The sequence below is a fragment of the Vibrio sp. SCSIO 43009 genome (assembly GCF_023716525.1).
Classification (GTDB): Bacteria; Pseudomonadota; Gammaproteobacteria; order Enterobacterales; family Vibrionaceae; genus Vibrio; species Vibrio alginolyticus.
Genome location: NZ_CP071842.1, coordinates 2,372,713 through 2,393,607, shown reverse-complemented (window position 1 = coordinate 2,393,607; position 20,895 = coordinate 2,372,713). Strand labels below are relative to the sequence as shown.

At 44.6% G+C, this 20,895-nt stretch carries 16 protein-coding genes and 6 tRNA genes; 11 read left to right on the top strand and 11 right to left on the bottom strand.

The window, feature by feature from the left end; all coding sequences use genetic code 11:
* Positions 1-172 precede the first annotated feature (172 nt).
* The 7 genes from J4N43_RS11060 (at position 173) to J4N43_RS11030 (ending at position 7,684) form a co-directional block, all read left to right on the top strand.
* Positions 173-1,480 carry an isochorismate synthase gene (locus J4N43_RS11060; RefSeq protein WP_033906881.1) on the top strand — a complete coding sequence of 436 codons (1,308 nt, stop codon included), beginning with the start codon at positions 173-175 and terminating at the stop codon, positions 1,478-1,480.
* A complete protein-coding gene (menD, locus tag J4N43_RS11055) occupies positions 1,477-3,195 on the top strand; it encodes a 2-succinyl-5-enolpyruvyl-6-hydroxy-3-cyclohexene-1-carboxylic-acid synthase (RefSeq protein ID WP_158159590.1) in 1,719 nt (572 codons plus the stop codon). Before J4N43_RS11060 ends, menD begins: the two co-directional genes overlap by 4 nt.
* Positions 3,182-4,009: a 2-succinyl-6-hydroxy-2,4-cyclohexadiene-1-carboxylate synthase gene (menH, locus tag J4N43_RS11050; RefSeq protein ID WP_062730719.1), complete on the top strand. Its 828-nt coding sequence runs from the start codon at positions 3,182-3,184 to the stop codon at positions 4,007-4,009. Before menD ends, menH begins: the two co-directional genes overlap by 14 nt.
* Complete coding sequence (gene menB / locus J4N43_RS11045; protein WP_009707163.1) at positions 4,002-4,868, top strand: 1,4-dihydroxy-2-naphthoyl-CoA synthase; 867 nt, start codon at positions 4,002-4,004, stop codon at positions 4,866-4,868. The genes menH and menB overlap by 8 nt, the downstream gene beginning before the upstream one ends.
* Positions 4,869-4,993: 125 nt before the next feature.
* Entirely contained in the window at positions 4,994-5,983 is a 990-nt protein-coding gene (menC, locus tag J4N43_RS11040; protein WP_062730718.1) for an o-succinylbenzoate synthase, read from the top strand.
* Positions 5,968-7,395 (top strand): o-succinylbenzoate--CoA ligase, encoded by a 1,428-nt coding sequence (gene menE / locus J4N43_RS11035; RefSeq protein WP_005382316.1) that lies wholly within the window; start codon positions 5,968-5,970, stop codon positions 7,393-7,395. The genes menC and menE overlap by 16 nt, the downstream gene beginning before the upstream one ends.
* A gap of 100 nt (positions 7,396-7,495) precedes the next feature.
* Entirely contained in the window at positions 7,496-7,684 is a 189-nt protein-coding gene (locus tag J4N43_RS11030; RefSeq protein WP_005382314.1) for a hypothetical protein, read from the top strand.
* Here the strand turns inward: J4N43_RS11030 and J4N43_RS11025 are convergent.
* The 3 genes from J4N43_RS11025 to J4N43_RS11015 all read right to left on the bottom strand — a co-directional run bounded on the left by J4N43_RS11025 (position 7,681) and on the right by J4N43_RS11015 (position 11,204).
* A complete protein-coding gene (locus J4N43_RS11025; protein WP_086013920.1) occupies positions 7,681-8,610 on the bottom strand; it encodes a YeiH family protein in 930 nt (309 codons plus the stop codon). The two genes, J4N43_RS11030 and J4N43_RS11025, sit on opposite strands and share 4 nt — an antisense overlap.
* Positions 8,611-8,725: 115 nt before the next feature.
* Positions 8,726-10,600 (bottom strand): MFS transporter, encoded by a 1,875-nt coding sequence (locus J4N43_RS11020; RefSeq protein WP_005382310.1) that lies wholly within the window; start codon positions 10,598-10,600, stop codon positions 8,726-8,728.
* 13 nt (positions 10,601-10,613) lie between these two features.
* Positions 10,614-11,204 carry a TetR/AcrR family transcriptional regulator gene (locus J4N43_RS11015; protein ID WP_005382308.1) on the bottom strand — a complete coding sequence of 197 codons (591 nt, stop codon included), beginning with the start codon at positions 11,202-11,204 and terminating at the stop codon, positions 10,614-10,616.
* A gap of 392 nt (positions 11,205-11,596) precedes the next feature.
* On the opposite strand from J4N43_RS11015, the gene J4N43_RS11010 reads away from it, so the two are divergent.
* Entirely contained in the window at positions 11,597-12,469 is an 873-nt protein-coding gene (locus J4N43_RS11010; protein WP_005384268.1) for a Tim44 domain-containing protein, read from the top strand.
* A 589-nt stretch (positions 12,470-13,058) separates the two neighbouring features.
* Here J4N43_RS11010 and J4N43_RS11005 read toward each other — a convergent pair.
* From J4N43_RS11005 to J4N43_RS10980, 6 genes are all read right to left on the bottom strand, one after another.
* Positions 13,059-13,143 (bottom strand) — tRNA-Tyr (locus J4N43_RS11005).
* Between the two features lie 84 nt (positions 13,144-13,227).
* Positions 13,228-13,312, bottom strand: a tRNA-Tyr gene (locus tag J4N43_RS11000).
* A gap of 85 nt (positions 13,313-13,397) precedes the next feature.
* Positions 13,398-13,482 (bottom strand) — tRNA-Tyr (locus J4N43_RS10995).
* Positions 13,483-13,567: 85 nt separating this feature from the next.
* A tRNA-Tyr gene (locus J4N43_RS10990) sits at positions 13,568-13,652 on the bottom strand.
* Between the two features lie 83 nt (positions 13,653-13,735).
* A tRNA-Tyr gene (locus J4N43_RS10985) sits at positions 13,736-13,820 on the bottom strand.
* Positions 13,821-13,905: 85 nt separating this feature from the next.
* Positions 13,906-13,990: transfer RNA gene (locus tag J4N43_RS10980), tRNA-Tyr, on the bottom strand.
* Between the two features lie 284 nt (positions 13,991-14,274).
* Here J4N43_RS10980 and J4N43_RS10975 point away from each other — a divergent pair.
* Together J4N43_RS10975 and vmeF are read left to right on the top strand one after the other, a co-directional pair.
* Positions 14,275-15,369 (top strand): efflux RND transporter periplasmic adaptor subunit, encoded by a 1,095-nt coding sequence (locus J4N43_RS10975; RefSeq protein WP_005389959.1) that lies wholly within the window; start codon positions 14,275-14,277, stop codon positions 15,367-15,369.
* On the top strand, positions 15,369-18,482 hold the full coding sequence (vmeF, locus tag J4N43_RS10970; protein ID WP_158159591.1) for a multidrug efflux RND transporter permease subunit VmeF: 3,114 nt from the start codon (positions 15,369-15,371) through the stop codon (positions 18,480-18,482). Before J4N43_RS10975 ends, vmeF begins: the two co-directional genes overlap by 1 nt.
* Positions 18,483-18,562: 80 nt before the next feature.
* Here the strand turns inward: vmeF and J4N43_RS10965 are convergent, their stop codons facing one another.
* Positions 18,563-19,138: a porin family protein gene (locus J4N43_RS10965; protein ID WP_053307492.1), complete on the bottom strand. Its 576-nt coding sequence runs from the start codon at positions 19,136-19,138 to the stop codon at positions 18,563-18,565.
* A gap of 214 nt (positions 19,139-19,352) precedes the next feature.
* Between J4N43_RS10965 and J4N43_RS10960 the strand changes: the two genes are divergently transcribed.
* On the top strand, positions 19,353-19,670 hold the full coding sequence (locus tag J4N43_RS10960; protein WP_005378586.1) for a DUF1244 domain-containing protein: 318 nt from the start codon (positions 19,353-19,355) through the stop codon (positions 19,668-19,670).
* Positions 19,671-19,731: 61 nt separating this feature from the next.
* Here the strand turns inward: J4N43_RS10960 and J4N43_RS10955 are convergent, their stop codons facing one another.
* Complete coding sequence (locus J4N43_RS10955) at positions 19,732-20,826, bottom strand: PLP-dependent cysteine synthase family protein (protein ID WP_158159592.1); 1,095 nt, start codon at positions 20,824-20,826, stop codon at positions 19,732-19,734.
* Positions 20,827-20,895 lie beyond the last annotated feature (69 nt).

Sequence of the window (20,895 nt, the reverse complement as noted above, 5' to 3'; positions counted from 1 at the left end):
AATTTGTTTTTTATTAGAATATATATCTGTAAATAATCTGTCTGCTGGTTAAGTTTTGCTCGCTTGCTATCACAGGATTTTGCAAAAGATCGCATACGACCTTGATTTGCTTTGGGTCTAAACTTAGAGTAGCCGTCAGTTACCATTTATCCTCACATACAACGAGGTTGATTTGTCACAGTTCCATCAAGCCGTAAAGAGAATTATCGAGCGAGTTCAGCAATCGGAAGGCAATCAAACACGTCTGGTCGAGCCCCTTAGCGAGAAACCCAATTTCTCATTTATTGATTGGCTTGATGCACAACCACTTTTCCCTAAGTTTTATTGGCAGTCCCGCGATACACGTGAAGAGGTCGTTGCACTAGGGCAATTGCACGCTTTTGTTGAGCCAGGTCCTGCTTATACCATTCTAGGTGAAGGGCAAAGAGTTTGGGGCGGGCGCTCTTTTGATGGGCAGCATGAGAAGAATCGCCGCTGTATGCCTTCTTTTTTCTTTTTGCCTCAAATTGAGTTAATTCGTTTTGACCAACAGTGGTCTCTCGCAGTTAATATTTCAGAAGACAAAGCGCGAACTCTAGCTGGGTTGAATAAACTGGTTTGTGAGGTCGCAACCTTAGCTCCAATTTCGTCTCACATCCGCTCTATTGTTCATACGCCAAGTCAGCCTCAATGGAATGAGTTAGTTCATAAGGTTCTGACTGGTATAGAGAATGATGATTTTAAGAAAGTGGTTTTAGCGCGTCGCTCTACCGTGCAGCTTGATAACACATTAAGTGCTGCACAGCTACTTAAAGCAAGTTACTTAAATAACCATCATAGCTTCCATTTCATGCTGAGCTTAGACAGTAAGCACAGTTTTATGGGGTCTACGCCAGAACGTTTGTATTCTCGCGTAGGGCATGAGCTACATACCGAAGCGTTAGCAGGTACGATTGGTCGGGGGGACAATGCCACTCAAGATATGGAGTTGGCGAATTGGTTATCCCAAGACCAAAAGAACCTCAACGAAAACCAGTATGTGGTGGACGACATCATTGATCGTCTATCACCGCATTCTGAAATGGTTGAAGTGGAAGCTGAACCGAGTTTGGTCAGACTACGAAAAGTGCAGCACCTTAAGCGAAATATTCACGCTAGTCTAAGAGCGGGGATAAATGGTGTTCAGTTGTTATCGGCGCTTCAGCCAACAGCGGCGGTTGCTGGCTTACCCCGACAAGAGTCCATGCAGTTTATTCTTGATAATGAGCCGTTTGCACGCGGCTGGTATGCAGGCTCTATGGGTTACATTAGCCATGAGCGTGCAGAGTTTTGTGTCGCAATCAGAAGTGCGCTTGTGCTCGGTGAGCAAGTACAACTGTTTGCGGGCGCAGGGATTGTTCCAGGCTCCATTGCAGAACATGAGTGGGCAGAACTTGATAAGAAAATGTCGACGTTACTTACGCTGATTTCTGATCATCCGCCATTGGGAGTCGCATCATGAGTCATGACCAAGCGGTGCTCAATCGAGTTTGGTCAGAAACCATATTGATTGAGCTTCAGCGAATTGGCGTTAAGCATGTTTGTATCGCTCCCGGATCTCGTTCTACGCCTTTAACTTTAGAAGCGGCAGAACAGTCCGACTTTTCCATTCATACTCATTTTGATGAGCGTGGATTGGGCTTTATGGCTCTTGGTTTAGCGAAAGCTACTCAGGAACCCGTGGCAATTATCGTTACCTCTGGTACGGCAGTGGCGAACTTATTACCGTCGGTTGCCGAAGCCAAACTTACTGGTGAAAAACTGGTGCTGCTGACAGCAGATCGTCCAGTAGAACTTGTCGGCTGTGGTGCAAACCAAGCGATAAATCAATTGGGTATTTTTTCACATCATGTTTCGGCCAGTTTGAATTTACCAAGCCCAAATTTAGCAACGTCGCTTAACTGGTTGCTGACCTCTGTTGACGAAGTGATGTTTACTCAGCAATTGCAGGGTAGTGCCGTTCATATTAATTGTGCATTTCCAGAGCCTTTGTATTCCAACGGCGCAAAAGCGGATTATCAAACCTACTTAGATTCGGTCGCCGGATGGCGAAAAGGAAGCGGCACTTATACTCAGCGTTTTAGCCATTTGTCACAGGCGAGCATCCCGTCTTTTTCGGACAAAAAAGGCTTGGTTGTGATTGGCAGCTTACCGCTTCAACAAGCGAAGTCGGCGCAGGCATTTGCACAAAAGATGGGATGGCCAGTACTTGCAGACCCGCAAAGTGGTCTCAGTTCGGATTGGGCGTATTACGATGTATGGCTTCAACTTCCCGAGTTCGCAAACGAGCTTGAATCTTGTGAACTTATTATCCAATTTGGTAGCCGAATCATCTCAAAACGTTTGAATCATTGGATTGATAAACAAGTTTCGCAGAGTCAACAAGATAAAGACGTTCAGTATTGGTATGTCTCACCTTGTATGGACCGGAATAACCAAAATCATCTGGCGCAAATGCACTGGGTTGAGCCTCCTAAAGCGTGGGTTTCTCGCATTAGCTTTGAGAAGTCAATATTTGCTGGGTGGGCTGATAGGTTAGCGAATGACGTTAAGCGAGTTCATCAACGTATCGAAGAAGCCTTCCTATCTGATTCAGCGTCTGCCGTTGACGAAATTGCGTTGGCAGCAGACATCAACGAGCGCACAAAGAACGTAGATGTTTTCTTGGGTAATAGCTTGTTTGTTCGGCTTGTTGATATGTACGGAAAATTGGATGGTGTAGAGGTTTTCACTAATCGAGGCGCGTCAGGGATTGACGGTTTGTTTGCTACGGCATCAGGCGTGCAACGGGCAAGAGGTAATCCGTTACTGGTGTATATTGGTGACACAGCAGCACTTTATGATCTCAATTCTCTGGCGCTATTTTCTCACAATAAACTGCCGGCGGTACTTGTTGTTACTAATAATGACGGCGGTGCGATTTTTGATATGTTGCCAGTACCACCAGAGCGCAGGACGACATATTATCAAATGCCTCATGGTTATCAGTTTGAACACGCGGCAAAGCAGTTTGGTTTGGCGTATTTGCATGTTTCTACACTGGAGCAATTCCAATCATCTGTAAAAGAGCATTTATGTCACCGCCAAGGAACGTTGTTGGTCGAGGTTCAAACCCCATCTAACCAAGCTGCTGAGACACTCAAGGCATTTAATAAGAGTCTAAATGCTTTACTTTGAACGTTTCCCTGTATTAGAAAAACACCAAAGTAGAACGTTGCCCACTTTGGTGTTTTTGCATGGCTTACTCGGTAGCGGTGCCGATTGGCTCGCGTGTTTAAATGCATTACCCGAATATGAGCGTGTGACGGTTGACCTTCCTGGTCACGGACGCAGCCAATCTATTTTTTGCTGCGATTTAAATGATTGCTGCAAACTTTTTGGTTCCACACTATCTTTATTATTTCCCTCACAACAACCACTTATTTTGATTGGATACTCTATGGGCGGCCGCATTGCGATGCATGGTATTGCCCATCAATGCTTTCCAGATCTCAATATTGCAGGCGCGATTATTGAAGGGGGAAACTTCGGGCTTCAAACTGAGTCAGAGAAACAGGTGAGATTAGAGAATGATGCTCGCTGGGCAATGCGTTTCAAAACTGAACCACTTGAACGTGTTTTGAACGATTGGTACCAACAAGCGGTGTTTTCTTCACTAAACCATGAGCAAAGACAAACATTCATTGCGAAGCGAAGTGATAATCTTGGCTCAGCGGTGGCGAATACGTTGATGGCGACATCGTTAGCCAAACAGGCATATTTGTTGCCCTCACTGCAAAAGCAGAACATACCAGTGTATTACTTGTGTGGTGAGAAAGACCAAAAATTTAGCCAACTGGCACAACGTAGCGGGTTGGCGTATCGACAAGTTGAAGGCGCTGGTCATAACGTCCATCAAGAGCAGCCCAAACAGTTTGCGATACATATCAAGCAAATAATTCAGTCTCACTTTGGTGAGAGTAACGAGAACAATGGGAATCACCATGGCTAAAACAGTAGGCATTTCTGAAGAAGAACTTTACGCTCCGGTTCAATGGAAAGATTGCAGCGAGAAATACGAGGACATTCATTATCACAAGTCTGTAGATGGTATCGCGAAAATCACTATTGCACGTCCTCAAGTGCGTAACGCGTTTCGTCCTCAAACGGTAAAAGAGATGATTGATGCGTTGGCAGATGCACGCTACGACTCTGGTGTTGGCGTGATCATTCTGACAGGTCTAGGTGAAGACGCATTCTGTTCTGGTGGCGACCAGAAGATCCGTGGCGACTACGGCGGCTATAAAGACGACCAAGGTACACACCACCTAAACGTATTGGACTTCCAACGTGATATTCGTACTTGTCCCAAACCAGTGATCGCATCTGTAGCTGGTTGGGCTGTGGGCGGTGGTCATGTTCTGCACATGATGTGTGACCTAACGATTGCAGCTGACAACGCTCAATTTGGTCAAACAGGCCCTAAAGTGGGTTCATTTGACGGAGGTTGGGGCGCATCTTACATGGCTCGCATCGTAGGCCAAAAGAAAGCTCGCGAAATTTGGTTCCTATGTCGTTTCTACAATGCTCAAGAAGCAGTAGACATGGGCCTAGTAAACACAGTTGTACCACTAGCGGATCTAGAGAAAGAAACCGTTCGTTGGTGTCGTGAAGTACTACAGCACAGCCCAATGGCATTGCGCTGCCTGAAAGCTGCATTAAACGCAGATTGTGATGGTCAAGCGGGTCTGCAAGAGTTAGCGGGTAACGCAACGATGATGTTCTACATGACAGATGAAGGCCAAGAAGGTCGTAACGCCTTTAACGAGAAGCGTCGCCCAGACTTCGATAAATTCCCTCGCAACCCATAATCCGTCTAAATGAGGAGCGTTTTAGCTCCTCTGTTCCTTTTTTCCTGAGCGCCTCGCCCTCTGGGAGGCTGGTGGGATTGCTCGTCAGAACGCTCAAATATACGGCATTACATAGGACTTGAATTATGCGTGAAGCGAAAATTTATCGTTATAGCTTGCCCATGGATAGTGGTGTCATCCTACGTAACAACAAGCTAACCGAACGTGTTGGTTATGTTGTTGCGCTTTCCGAAGATGGTAAAACAGGGCTTGGAGAAGTCGCTCCTCTTCCTGGTTTTAGCTTAGAGAGCACCGAAGATGCGGGTGTTCAGCTACAAGAACAGGCGGAGCGTTGGGTAGCAGAGTTGGATGTGGATTATGCCAATATGTACCCGTCGGTTGCGTTTGGTTTATCGATGGCACAACTTGAATTAGCTGGTGGTTTACCACAACAAGGTAAATACCAAACAGCGCCACTATGCACTGGCGACCCAGATGAGCTCATTCCAAAGCTGAACGAAATGGAAGGTGAGAAAGTCGCTAAGGTGAAAGTTGGACTTTATGAGCCAATTCGCGATGGCATGCTTGTGAACCTTTTTCTTGAATCAATCCCTCAATTAACGCTTCGACTCGATGCCAATCGCGCTTGGACACCAGAAAAAGCGCAGCAGTTCGCTAAGTACATTGCCCCGTCTCTGCGTCAACGAATCACGTTTCTAGAAGAGCCGTGCCGCTCTCCTGGCGATAGTCTCTCTTTTGCGATTAATACTGGTATTGCTATCGCTTGGGATGAAACATTGCAAGATGCGGTTCGTCGTGAAGATTTCCGTCTTGAAGATCTAACTGGTGTGAAAACGATCATCATCAAACCCACACTCATTGGTTCAGTGGATTTTTGTATTACACTGATAGAGAAAGCGAAGTCACTGGGGATGAAAGCAGTGATTAGCTCGAGCATTGAATCCAGTCTCGGTTTAACTCAATTAGCGCGCTTTGCCCAATGGCAGCTGCCTGATGAAGTTCCAGGTTTGGATACGATTGGCTTATTCAAAGCTCAGCTAGAGCAGGGCTGGCCTAAGTGTGAACTTCCCGTTCTTCCTCTAAAAGACCAGGAGATTGTGTGGCATTCTGCGTAGACAATATTGCGAAGGCACCATGGAAATATTGGGCTCAAACGAGCCCTTTTTCTATTGCACTCAAGACATCAACAGAAGTATTAAACTGGCAACAACTCTCGAAGCGTATTGACCAATACACTCACTATTTGAATGACTTGGGTGTAACTCGGGGGGATGTGCTGACTTTGGTTGGCAAGAACCAAGTAGAAACACTGTTGTTTTATCTTGCCTCCAAACAGTTAGGCGCGCTCGCTGCGCTGACCATGGAACAACCACTAGATAAGTTGCAGGGTAAGCTTGCTGCACTTTACAGGCCTGATCAAACTCGGTTTATCTGGTTTTCTCAGGAGTGCGCTTCGACCTTTTCTGAACATGATATACAAAAACTCAAGGCAACATTGCTTTCACCGCCTGTAGTATCACAGCAAGAGAGTGATTCGTTGACTGAAGATAGCTATCATCATGACCGGCTAGCTTCAGTAGTATTTACTTCTGGCTCTACAGGGGAGCCTAAAGCTGTGGTCCATACACATCGACAGCATCTTGCGTCTGCAGAGGGCTTGTTGCAGGAGTTCATTTTCACTCAGCAAGATGCTTGGCTATTATCGCTTCCGCTGTATCACGTCTCTGGATTAGCGATTGTCTATCGTTGGCTATATGTCGGAGCAACACTAAAGGTCGGTTCAGGGAAACTTGTTGATGATGTTCAGGGCGTATCACACGCTTCTTTGGTTGCGACTCAGCTAAAACGGTTATTGGATGATGATGCACATTTGTCATTGACACATGTGCTACTGGGCGGCAGCCACGTTGATCACGAGTTGGCACTACGAGCAACAGGGCAAGGCATTGAGACATGGTTAGGTTATGGGATGACGGAGGCGGCCTCTACCGTTACCGCAAAGAGAATTGACTGCACCAGTAATGCTGGGCATGTATTGAAGCACCGTAAGATAAAATTAGTTGACCAACGCATTTTTATTGGCGGTAAGACATTAGCGGCAGGGTATTTCCATCAAGGACATGTTACCCCATTTCTGGATGAGAAAGGCTGGTTTGACAGCAAAGATCTTGGCGAGTGGCAAGGTGATGAATTAAAGATAATCGGCCGTGCCGACAATCAGTTTATCTCTGGTGGTGAGAATATCCATTGTGAAGAGATTGAAGCCGCTTTGAACCAAATTGATGGTGTAGTGCAGAGTATAGTGGTTCCAGTCGAAGACGCGGAGTTTGGTCATAGACCAGTAGCTGTGATTCAGACCAATGGATTGCGCAGCAAGTCGGAGTATGACCAGCACTTGCAATCAAAGTTAGAGAAGTTTAAATGGCCAGTGGAATACCATGTAATGCCACTAACTCTACTAGAAGGTGGGATCAAAATTTCACGTAAGGCCGTGAAAGAGTGGCTACTGTCATCACTTCAGCATTAGTCAATTTTGCTATGTATTAGTCATAAAGAGAATTTCGTATCTTTATAACTCTGAATCATAATTATGCTTCTTCGTGGAGAGAAAATGCATAAGGTTCAGGATGGCAAAGCTAGTTTTAATTGCGGCAGTAGCACTACAAATTGGTATCGCGATAAGTAGTGAAGGGCTAGCCCGCTCTCTTGCAGAGCTAACGGCATTTTTGATCGCTATTGCGTTGGTCGTTATATACAAAAATAGCAAACGGGAAATGCCGTCCCCTCAACGCGATAAGCAGACCACCAATATCTAAAACAGTAACCAACTTAGAGAAGTGGTCGAAATTAACACCCACAGAGTCACACCAAACAACAGTGGCTTAGCTCCAGCAGACTTTAGTTTTGAAATTGAAATGCTACAACCTATCAAGAACAGACATACAACCAACGCTTGCTTTGCTCCAATGAAAATGCCGTGATAGACCATTTCAAATTGAGGAAATAAGTCGCTAAACGCGATAGCTGCACAGTACCAAAAAATGAAATAAGGGATAGCTAGTTTTTTCTTTCCATTCTCTTTTTGGCCTCTTGAAAAGATGACGGCACTGATCAAAGCAACAGGAATGATCCATAAAGCGCGCGCGAGTTTCAATGTTGTTGCCGTCGTTAGTGCTTCTTCCCCAAAGGCCGAGGCAGCCCCGACAACAGAAGATGTGTCATGAATGGCAATCGCAGCCCATGTGCCAAACGTGTGTTGATCTAGCCCTAAAGCATGTCCAATCACAGGAAACACAAAGAGTGCAATGGAGTTCAGGACAAATACCGTTGCCAGTGCTAATCCAATCTGCTCGTCTTTCGCTTTAATGGCCGGTGCCACAGCAGCAATTGCGCTACCACCACAAATTGCAGTACCTGATGAGATTAAGTAAGCGGTTACTCGCTCCAATTTAAGTACCCTGGCAATGAGAGTGCCCATGATCAGTGTGCCTGTAATAGTGGCGATGATCAGGCCGATACCATCCGATGTGACTGCAAGTGCTTGCTCAAAGTTGATGCCAAAGCCTAAGCCAATAATCGAGTAAGACAGCAGCTTTTTAGTAAAAGAAGCGATGGGCAGCTCGGAAGGCACAAAACCAAAACTTGCGAGTAGAAAACCGATAACTAGAGCAATGGGAGAGGAGGCAAGGGGGGTTAAACAAAAAAGTAACGCCAATCCAAACAGGAGGTAGTTTCTATTCAAGGTTTTTATTCGCTGTTGTGAATGAAAGGGAGAGTATATCGCACTGGGTGTGGTCAGTTTGTCTTAATGATTTGAACACATGTTCAGTTATCCTAAACATGTGTTCAAGTGTATTTTATCGCCAGTCGCCTCTGAGTTGATGCACTTTATCGAACATTGTTTTTGCCGTTGCCTCATTTGGTGGCACCGGTTGTCCTGCCTCAATTTCTAGCTTTGACCAAAATCGAGTCGGTAAGCCACAGCATGCGCGACCTTTTGCGCGGCTGAAATAGCTTCCCCATAAGCCTTTAAGTGCAACAGGTATGACGGGTACTGGGCTACGACGTAGAATGATATCAATACCGCGCATGAATTCATTCATTTCACCATCTGAAGTTAATCTTCCTTCAGGGAAAATACAGACGATATGACCTTCGCTTAGCGCGGCTTCCACATCGTTAAATGCACGTCTGATAGAGCTTCTGTTACTCGCTGAAATTGGAATTACCCCAGTTCGACGTAAAAAGCGCCTTAATGGAGGTAGGTTGGCGTAATCTTCCTCCATCACAAAACGAATCAACCTTGGGCATACTGCACTAAGTAGCAATGCATCCATGTAGCTTACATGATTACATACAATCAATGCCCCACCATGCTCGGGTAGGTTGTGTAGATTCTTATGCTTAACTCGATAGATGGTGTGCGTAAGCATCCACATGACAAAGCGAACAACAAAAATAGGAATTTGCAAAAAGATGTAAGCGGCGACTAAGAAATTTAAAATGGCTAACAATGCAAACAGTTGAGGAATTGTCATCTTGATTACACTTAGGCACACAATACCTAAGACAGCGCTGCCGACCATAAACAGAGAGTTAAAGATGTTGAGCCCTGCGATGACTTGAGCACGTTCGGTTTCCTTTGCTCGATGCTGCATTAATGCGTAAAGAGGCACGATAAACAAACCGCCCGAAGCACCAATCATCAATAGGTAGAAAAATAATGGCCAAAAAGGCTCATATCTAAAGAAGTCTACAAAGTTATGGAAAGTAGGTAGATCATTGGGAATGGAAGTGGCCATTAGGTACCCAAATACCGTAATGCCAAAGGCACCAATTGGCACAACACCGACTTCTATACGATGGTTTGAGATCCAATTGCAAAGTAGCGACCCTAGCGCGATACCAATGGAAAATAGAGCGAGCAAGAAAGACACCGCACTCTCGGTGCCATTTAGGTAAATCTTAGTGAAATTCGGGAATTGTGTTAGATATGCGGCGCCTAAAAACCAAAACCAGCTTATTGCCATTATGCATTGAAAAACAACTCGATCGGATTTGGCGATAGAGAGCGTGTGTTTGGTTTGCTTGTATGGTTGCCAACGAAAAGAGAGATTGGGTGCGCTGGCTGCAGCAAAGGGGATTGAGCGGCTCGACAAGTAGCCTAACAATGCGAAGATCACGACACAAAATGCGGCGAGGTATTTTGCGTTGTCTGCAGAGGCTATAATCCCAGCGCCTAAGGTGCCAATAAGGATGGCGATAAAGGTACCAGCTTCAACAAGAGCGTTGCCGGGCACTAACTCTTTAGCATTTAACTTTTGAGGCAAAAGGGCATATTTAACTGGGCCAAAAAATGCTGACTGTGTGCCCATTAAAAACAGTAGCAATAAAAGCACACCATAACTTTCGGTTATGAATCCGATGGCACCTAACAGCATGATGGCTATTTCAAATAGTTTGACCTTACGAATAAACCATGACTTTTCATATTTGTCGGCTAATACGCCAGCGGAAGCAGAGAACAGAAAGAACGGTAGAATGAACAAGCCTGCCGCAAGGTTGATGAACAAATTGCTCGAAATAGGTAGTGCACTGGAGCCAGCGAATGCGACAAACAACAGCAAAACGTTTTTAAAAATATTGTCGTTGAAAGCGCCAAAAAACTGAGTAATGAAATAGGGCAGGAACTTTCTCTGCGTAAGTAAGGACGGCTGTCTGTCGGATGACATGGATAATCCTTTGTTACCAGTTCGTGAGGTAGTTAGAAAGAAGATTACTGATCAATTCTTTGCCATCAATCGGTTCACTAGAGAAAAACTTATCATCAACACTGAGTAAAGTAATGCCATGTACGCCAGACCAAAGGACTCGACTCGCTTGAATCACTTCGGATTCAGTACGATGTGGTGCGATTTGAGCCAATAGTGACTCTAGCATTCCCGTCATACCATCGATACGTTTGGCATGCCATTCCGGAAGTTCTGCTCCATTCATATTGTGTTCGAACACTAACTGCCAACGGTATGGGTGTTTTTGAGCAAAATCGTGGTAGCAATAAGCGAGTTCAAAAAGCGCTTGATGGGAGTCTTTGCTGTCATTAGTCGCTTTGCGTGCTTCTTGAGATAACTCATCTAAAGTTTGAGCGACAACATGAAGCAACAACAAATTATAATTACCAAAAACATTTACCAATGTGCTTGGCACGTAACCAATCATGTTAGCGATTTTACGAAGACTGAGTTCGTGGTAAGAATTCTCATCTAAAAAGTTTTTGACCGTTGTTAACGTCAAATTCACTAACTCTTCTCGGGTGTGATCGTTTCTGCGTGCCATATTCTCAAACTACTTTATTGAACATCGTTCAATATGATAGTCAGCTACCTATTAACCGTCAACAAGGCAATGTGTCCAAGTGCCCTCAAGGTGTAGGATTCTGAGCTGTGTCACTGATTCTAATTCAAGTAAAACAATCTGGAGTATTAGTGAACTTATTCCATACTTTTTTTACATTGATCAAGCGCCTTCAGCTGAATTGTAAGCAGTGTGAGCAGTCTGCATTTTTGGCAATATTCTGATACATGTCAGCTTCTATAAGCTATTTTCATCAATCGGTATACAGAGTATGATGACTTAAAAATCATCTTTGGCGTGCTACTGTTTGAAACAACGATTGTTTCGTCTTGAAAATGGGGCACTATCTTAGATAGCTAACTTTAAGGATAACGATGAAACGTTTATTTTCTATTGTTGCTTTGTTGATGTTTACTGTTGCTGTAACGCCTATCGCGGAAGCGAAGAAGTTTGGTGGCAGTAAGTCTTTCGGTAAGAGCTACAAAACCGCACCAGCACCGAAACAACAGCAACAAAACACCAATACGGTCGGTAAAGATCAGACGACAAAGTCTTCAAGTAAGAAAGGCCTTATGGGTGGTCTGCTAGGCGGACTTCTTGCTGGTGGTCTACTTGCTGCATTCTTTGGCGGTGCTTTTGAAGGTATCCAGTTTATGGATATCCTAATTATTGGTTTGATTGCCTTTGTCATCTTTAAACTAATGCGCGGTATGCTAGGTGCGAAGCAGGGCAGTATGAACCAGCATCGTCAACAGCCTGCATTTGGTGGCAACGCGTCTAAGTTTGAGCAACCAAACATGCAAAACTTTGAGCAACAACCAAACACAAATAATGGTGGCTTTGGTGGTTTTGGCGCTCAAACAGACGTACCACATAACTACCCACCGGGTTTTGACCAAGCAGCGTTCATTAATGGTTCTCGTGAACACTATCGAATCCTGCAAGGTGCGTGGAATCACAACCAGCTAGAAACTATTGAAGAATATGTTTCTCCAAGCTTGTTTGAAGACCTAAAAGCAGAGCGCGCGAAGCTCGACGGTGAGCAGCATACTGACGTAATGTACGTTGATGCGGAGATCGTCCGTGCTGATTACGATGCAAATAAAGCACAGCTTAGTCTGCAGTTTAGCGGTCGTTACCGTGACACAGTAGAAGGTGTTGAAGAAGAAATCGAAGATATCTGGCACCTAGAGCGTGACTTGACTGCGCCTAATGCGCCATGGTTAATCGTTGGCATTCAAGGCTAGTCACCTTTAAACCAATTTAGTCACTAGTAAAAATCCCGCATCCCCTGCGGGATTTTTTGTATCTATCATTTATATTTCTTGTACGTGTTTTTATACAAACATCACTAATTGAGTCCGTTTGGTAATTTTGCGAGCCCACTTTTTCTAGTAAGTACTCAAGTGTTTTCCTAGTTATATTGAACATTTATATTAAGGCCATACGAACTAACAAAATCAAAATAGCTAGTACATTGTTTGTAGGGTAAAGATCTGCTCCTCAGCCTTTTGTTTGTGGAGTTTCACATGGGGTTGGTTGCTTTAGTGAGATTGAGTATAGGTTATACCAATCGTAGTAAATAACTGGTCATTCTAGCTTGTTAAAATACTCGATAACTACGTTGCAATTTTTGATTGTAGAATAACTACTTATCGAAAAATTGCGCCTTGTTCTCAAGCATTTTCCCTACGCTATTTCTGATCACTTATTTACTGTGATAGGTATTCAATCGAGAAGAGTTTCGGTTAGGAGTGAAAGGTTCGTTGTAGTAGGACTATGCTATCAAGATCCTGAAACGAAAAAAGCCAGCTCAATGAGCTGGCTTCTTCAATATGGTGGAGGGGGACGGATTCGAACCATCGAAGGCAGTGCCGGCAGATTTACAGTCTGCTCCCTTTGGCCACTCGGGAACCCCTCCAGGGTGTTTTATGCTTAAAAGTTAGTTTCCCAACCTAGCTTTCAAGTTGTTCTCACGTTTAAAGGAAAAACATAAGAAAGAATATGGTGGAGGGGGACGGATTCGAACCATCGAAGGCAGTGCCGGCAGATTTACAGTCTGCTCCCTTTGGCCACTCGGGAACCCCTCCAGGGTATTTTTATACTTAAAAGTTAGTTTCCCAACCTAGCTTCCAAGTTGTTCTCATGTTTAAAGGAAAAACATAAGAAAGAATATGGTGGAGGGGGACGGATTCGAACCATCGAAGGCAGTGCCGGCAGATTTACAGTCTGCTCCCTTTGGCCACTCGGGAACCCCTCCAGGGTATTTTTATACTTAAAAGTTAGTTTCCCAACCTAGCTTCCAAGTTGCTCTCATGTTTAAAGGAAAAACATAAGAAAGAATATGGTGGAGGGGGACGGATTCGAACCATCGAAGGCAGTGCCGGCAGATTTACAGTCTGCTCCCTTTGGCCACTCGGGAACCCCTCCAGGGTGTTTATACTTAAAAGTTAGTTTCCCAACCTAGCTTTCAAGTTGTTCTCACGTTTAAAGGAAAAACATAAGAAAGAATATGGTGGAGGGGGACGGATTCGAACCATCGAAGGCAGTGCCGGCAGATTTACAGTCTGCTCCCTTTGGCCACTCGGGAACCCCTCCAGGGTATTTTTATACTTAAAAGTTAGTTTCCCAACCTAGCTTCCAAGTTGTTCTCACGTTTAAAGGAAAAACATAAGAAAGAATATGGTGGAGGGGGACGGATTCGAACCATCGAAGGCAGTGCCGGCAGATTTACAGTCTGCTCCCTTTGGCCACTCGGGAACCCCTCCAGAGGATTTTTATACTTAGTAAGATGTTTTCCCAACTCATCTCCCAAGTGCGGAGCGAATCATAGCAAACTCGCTCAGGCTGTAAAGCGTTTTTCTTACGTTTTTACGTTGAATGCTGTCTTTTTGGGCAAAGATGGTAGAAAGTCAGCGTTTTGTTTGTCCTTTGAACAGAAGAGAAGCGCGCTTTTTACTTGAATTTACACTACTTGACGTTAAACACCGTATCTACTGATAAACTGTAAGCAGTTTAATGACATAAGTTTATTCGTTTAGAAGTCAATATCATGAGCATGAAAGCCACGTTATCGTTATCTGTTTTAACGCTTTCTATATTACTGAGTTCTCCATCGGTTTGCGCTGCGATGCGAGGAGGCTCAGCGGTTACCGTTGTGACTGAACAAGTAGAAACGCACGAGATCAATCAATCCTTAACTCTTATCGGCAAATTAAAGGCAGCGGAGTCTGTCGTTGTCGCATCGGAAGTCGCCGGAAAAGTGAATCAAATCGCTGTTAAAGCGAATCAAAATGTCCAGCAAGACCAGCTATTAATTAAGTTAGATGACGATAAGGCTCAAGCCGCTTTGATTGAGGCAAAGGCGTACCTTAAAGATGAACAGCGTAAGTTAAAAGAGTTCCAACGTTTGGTTAAGCGGAATGCGATTACTCAAACTGAAATCGATGCACAAAAAGCCAGTGTTGAAATAGCACAAGCGAGGCTTGATGCTGCTCAAGCCAATTTAGCTGATCTCCATATTACTGCTCCATTTTCTGGCACTGTTGGTTTTATCGATTTTAGCCGCGGCAAAATGGTCAGTGCGGGTACTGAACTTTTGACGTTGGATGATCTTTCCGTCATGGAACTGGATTTACAAGTACCGGAGCGCTATTTATCGATGCTTTCTATTGGTATGGAAGTCATCGCTAAAACCAGTGCATGGGGTAGCCAGATCTTTACTGGTCAAGTCACAGGTATTGATACGCGTATCAGCGCCGAAACACTGAATCTTCGCGTGCGTATTGAGTTTGATAACCCAGAAAATCAATTGAAGCCGGGCATGTTGATGAACGCTTCACTAGCATTTCCTGCTATTAAGGCGCCAATCATTCCTGTTCAAGCGCTTGAATACTCCGGAACTAAACGTTTTGTATATGTAATTGATGAAAACAACAAAGCTACTCGTCAAGAAGTGTCGCTAGGTGCTCGTGTTGGTAACGAGGTGGTGATCGAATCTGGTGTTGAGATTGGTGACAAGATTGTGGTTCAAGGCATTGTTAACATGCGTGATGGTGTCGAAGTGAAAGAAATTGTCGCGCCACTAAAAGCGAACACCACGGATGTGACACGCAATGACAGTGAATCGGATGAGGAAGAAAACTAATGTTACTGTCCGACGTTTCAGTTAAACGCCCTGTCGCGGCGTTGGTTCTGAGCATGCTGTTGTGTGTGTTTGGCTTTGTGTCATTCACCAAATTAGCCGTTCGTGAAATGCCTGATATAGAAAGCCCAGTCGTTTCTATCAGTACGCGTTATGAGGGTGCATCGGCGACTATTATTGAAAGCCAAATTACCTCCGTTTTGGAAGACCAGCTTTCTGGGATCAGTGGAGTTGATGAAATTAGCTCCACTACTCGTAACAGCATGTCGCGTATCACGATCACGTTTGAATTAGGTTACGATCTCAACACAGGTGTGAGCGACGTGCGTGATGCTGTGGCTCGTGCTCAGCGCTCGCTACCTGATGAAGCGGATGACCCTATTGTTTATAAGAACAATGGCTCGGGAGAGGCGTCGCTCTATATCAATCTCAGTTCTGCAGAGATGGACCGTACTCAATTAACCGATTATGCCGAACGTGTATTGATGGACCGCTTTAGCCTGATCTCTGGGGTTAGCTCCATTGATCTCTCCGGTGGTTTGTACAAGGTAATGTACGTGAAGCTTAAGCCAGAACTAATGGCTGGACGTTCAGTTACAGCTTCGGACATTACATCAGCTTTGCGAAGTGAGAACCTAGAAAGCCCAGGTGGTGAAGTTCGCAACGACTCAACGGTAATGTCCGTGCGTACGGCTCGTACTTATAACACGCCTGAAGATTTTCAATATCTTGTCATTAAACGCGCAAGCGACAATACACCTATCTATTTAAAAGATGTAGCAGATGTCTTCATTGGTGCAGAAAACGAAAACTCAACCTTCAAAAGTGATGGTGTAGTAAACATCAGTCTTGGTGTGGTACCGCAGTCAGACGCAAACCCGTTAGAGGTTGCGAAGCTGGTTAGGTCTGAAGTCGATAACATCCAGAAGTTCTTACCAGAAGGTACACGTCTTGCGATAGATTACGACGCGACAGTATTTATCGAGCGTTCAATCGAAGAGGTGTACAGCACGCTATTTATCACGGGCGGCTTGGTGATTTTGGTGTTGTACATTTTCATCGGCCAAGCTCGTGCAACCTTAATTCCTGCGGTTACGGTACCTGTTTCTCTGATTTCTTCGTTCATTGCCGCGTACTACTTTGGGTTTTCTATCAACTTGATCACCTTGATGGCGTTGATATTATCGATTGGTTTGGTGGTGGATGACGCAATTGTGGTTGTAGAGAATATCTTCCACCATATTGAACGCGGTGAATCGCCATTACTCGCCGCATATAAAGGCACAAGAGAGGTTGGTTTTGCTGTTATAGCAACAACATTAGTGCTGGTGATGGTGTTCTTACCGATCTCCTTTATGGATGGCATGGTAGGTCTACTATTTACAGAGTTTTCTGTATTGCTGGCTATGTCGGTCATATTCTCCTCTTTGATTGCCCTGACGCTGACTCCTGTATTAGGTAGTCAGATTTTGAAAGCGAATGTAAAACCAAATCGATTCAATGAAGCGGTTGATCGCTTGTTTAGCAAGCTTGAGAGTGGTTATCGCGCATTATTGAAAGGCACATTGAAAGTACGTTGGGCTGCTCCGCTGGTGATTCTAGCTTGTTTGGGCGGTAGCTATTTCTTGATGAATCAGGTACCGGCCCAACTGACCCCACAAGAAGATCGCGGTGTGATATTCGCGTTTGTGCGCGGTGCAGATGCTACGTCATACAATCGTATGTCAGCCAATATGGATATTGTCGAAGACCGATTGATGCCATTACTAGGGCAAGGTTATCTGAAGTCATTCAGCATCCAAACGCCAGCGTTTGGTGGCCAGGCAGGAGACCAGACAGGCTTTGTGATCATGATTCTAGAAGATTGGAACGAACGTGATATCACGGCTCAGCAAGCCCTTAACAAAGTACGTAAAGAATTGGCAGGTATCCCAGATGTTCGAGTGTTCCCATTTATGCCAGGTTTCCAAGGTGGTTCGAGTGAGCCAGTTCAGTTCGTATTAGGCGGCTCTGATTACGATGAGCTCGTTGTTTGGGCTGAAATGCTAAAGAACAAAGCAGAAGAATCACCAATGATGGAAGGAGCAGAGATAGATTACTCGGAAAAAACGCCTGAGTTATTGGTTACAGTTGACCGACAGCGTGCCGCAGAGCTAGGAGTCAGTGTTCAAGACATTTCTGACACCCTAGAAATCATGCTCGGTGGTAAAAGCGAAACGACTTATGTTGAGCGTGGCGAAGAGTACGATGTGTATCTTCGCGGTGATGAAAATAGCTTTAATAATGCTGCAGATTTAAGTCAGATTTATCTGCGCACGAATAGCGGTCAGCTAGTGACGTTAGATGCGGTCACAAAAATTGAAGAAGTGGCGGCCTCTATTCGTCTTTCTCACTACAACAAACAGAAGTCCATCACTATTACTGCCAACCTGTCGGAAGGTTATACATTAGGAGATGCGCTGGATTACCTAGACCAGGAAGCCATCGACAACTTACCGGGTGACATTTCGGTGAGTTATTCGGGGGAGTCGAAAGACTTTAAAGAGAACCAAGCGAGTGTTGCTGTTGTGTTTGCATTGGCACTGCTAGTGGCGTATCTCGTGTTGGCGGCTCAGTTTGAAAGCTTCGTAAACCCGTTAGTGGTCATGTTTACGGTGCCGATGGGTGTATTTGGTGGCTTCCTTGGTTTAGTTATTATGGGCCAAGGTATGAACATTTATAGCCAGATCGGCATGATCATGTTGATTGGTATGGTGACGAAAAACGGTATTTTGATCGTAGAATTTGCCAATCAGCTACGTGATCGTGGCGTTGGGTTTGAAAAAGCGATCATTGATGCAGCTGCGCGACGTCTACGTCCAATCTTGATGACTGCGTTTACCACACTTGCTGGCGCAATTCCGTTGATCGTATCGACAGGGGCGGGTTATGAGAGCCGTATTGCCGTGGGTTCGGTAATCTTTTTCGGGATGGGGTTTGCGACATTGGTGACCTTGTTTGTTATCCCGGCAATGTACCGATTGATTTCGGCGAAAACACAAGCACCAGGTCATGTAGAAGCAGAGTTAAACAAAGCAATTAGCCATGATACGAAGGGCCGTATAGCGCACCCTTAAATCAAACGTTAAAACATAAAAGCCGAGGTAATAACCTCGGCTTCTCTTTATCGGTTTAAAGTTAGCTCGGAAGCGTTCGATTAGAAGCGTTTCCCTAGGCTGATTTGTACACCTTCGTAGCTGTCGTAAAAATCTTCAAAACCCATATCCGCGACATTATAAATGTACTCTGCGCGTAACCAGATATCTTTGCTCATATCCCAATGGACACCAGCACCGATGTTGAATAGCGCGCCTGAATCATCTGTGACTTTTTGTTCGTTTGGAACATACATTTCAGCTTGAGTGCCAAGCGCAGTTACGCGACCAAACAGTGACAGCGGCGTATCGCCTAAGTTATCACTTGTTACAACAGCAGACATACCTGCTTGGTAATAGTGAAGATCTAAGTCAGTTTTTAGAGCATCGTTCTTAAGTTCATTTTGTGAATAGCGCAGAACCCCTTCAAACGCGAGGTATTGGTTTATATGGTAACCCCAGCCAACTGTGATATGTGGTGTTGACCACTCATTGTCTCTATCCGAGCCGAAATACGGTGTATCAAAACCAACGTTACCAGTACCCAGATAAAAATAAGATTGATGAGCTTGTTCTTGAGCAGCTAAAGTTGGCACGCTAATGGTCAAGGCAGACAATAATAGAATGGCGTTTTTCATAACTAGACGATAACCTTGGTAAAAGACCGTTGTAATGATTTGTTTAAATGTTAATTTAATCAATAGGATGGATGGTAATTATCATATCAGCTTTTATCAAAGGTAGTGATTTTAGAATGGGAATTGTTGCGCTAAAGCATACTTCTTACTCATGACTACCGACTAACTAGATATGGTGACGAAAGCTAGCTAAATAAGAGAGAAGGAAAGGAAAGTGGCTGAATTCAAATACAAAAACTTGACTCAAGAAGAACAAGATAAGTTAGACGCGGCGACATTTCGCCGTTTATTGGCGCATTTAGATGCTAACAAAGACGTACAAAACATCGACCTGATGATCCTTGCGGGCTTCTGTCGCAACTGCTTTAGCAAATGGTATAAATCTGAGGCTGAAAATCTCGGTTTGGATTTAGATATTGATGACGCTCGCGAACGTGTTTACGGCATGACTTACGATGAATGGAAACAAAATCATCAACCAGCGGCAACGCCAGAACAATTGGCTGCGTTTGAAGCGCGCCAGAAAAAGTAAAACCCAGCGATAAAAACAGCCCACATGAAGTTGGGCTGTTTTTTAAAGTCCAGTTTGCACGTTAAGCGTTAGTTGAGCCGCAACAAGCTGGCTCAACGCAACCTTTTGCTTGAATGACTTCGAGTTGAGCTAAGTAAGGTTGAATATCGCCGATGTTCTCTTTTACCCATGTTAAGTCATAATACGTATCTAGGTAACGCTCTCCAGAATCACATAGAAGCGTCACGATAGAACCCTTCTCACCGAGTTGTTTCATCTCACAAGCCAATTGCAGCACACCGTAAAGATTGGTGCCTGTTGATGCGCCGACTTTACGCCCAATCAGCTGAGATACCCAATGGGCGGTTGCCACACTGGCTGCGTCTGGAATTTTGCGCATTTCATCAATGACACCAGCAATAAAACTTGGTTCGACACGTGGTCGCCCGATACCTTCAATTTTGCTGCCAGTATCGCCTTTCAATGAGTGATTTCCTGACTGGAAAGCATCGTAAAACACTGAGTTTTCAGGGTCTACCACGCAAAGCTTAGTGTCGTATTTTTGGTAACGAATAAAACGGCCAATGGTTGCTGATGTGCCGCCTGTTCCAGGACTCATCACTACCCAGCTAGGAATCGGGTGATCTTCTAACTCCATTTGGCTAAAGATAGAGTTCGCGATGTTGTTGTTACCGCGCCAGTCAGTAGCGCGTTCAGCATAAGTAAACTGGTCCATGTAGTGACCATTTAGTTCTTGAGCCAAGCGTCGAGACTCGTCATAAATCTGATCTGATCGTTCAACAAGGTGCGCTTTACCACCGTAAAATTCAATTTGTTCGATCTTTTTACGTGCAGTGGTTTTCGGCATGACGGCAATGAACGGTAAGCCAAGTAAACGCGCAAAATACGCTTCCGAAACGGCAGTGCTGCCTGAGGACGCCTCGATTACAGTGGTTTCAGGACCAATCCATCCATTACAAATAGCGTAAAGAAATAATGAGCGCGCCAATCGATGCTTAAGAGAGCCTGTAGGGTGCGTACTCTCATCTTTTAGATAGATATCGATACCATCAAGAGAAGGTAGTTCGAGTTTAAATAAGTGAGTATCAGCAGAACGTTGGAAGTCTGCTTCAATTTTACGCACTGCATTGTTGATCCAATTGTGGTCAGTACACATGGCGTCTCTCCTTGGGAAATCGATAGATAAGTATTAGATAGGGATAATTTATCTATAATTTCCGAGAAA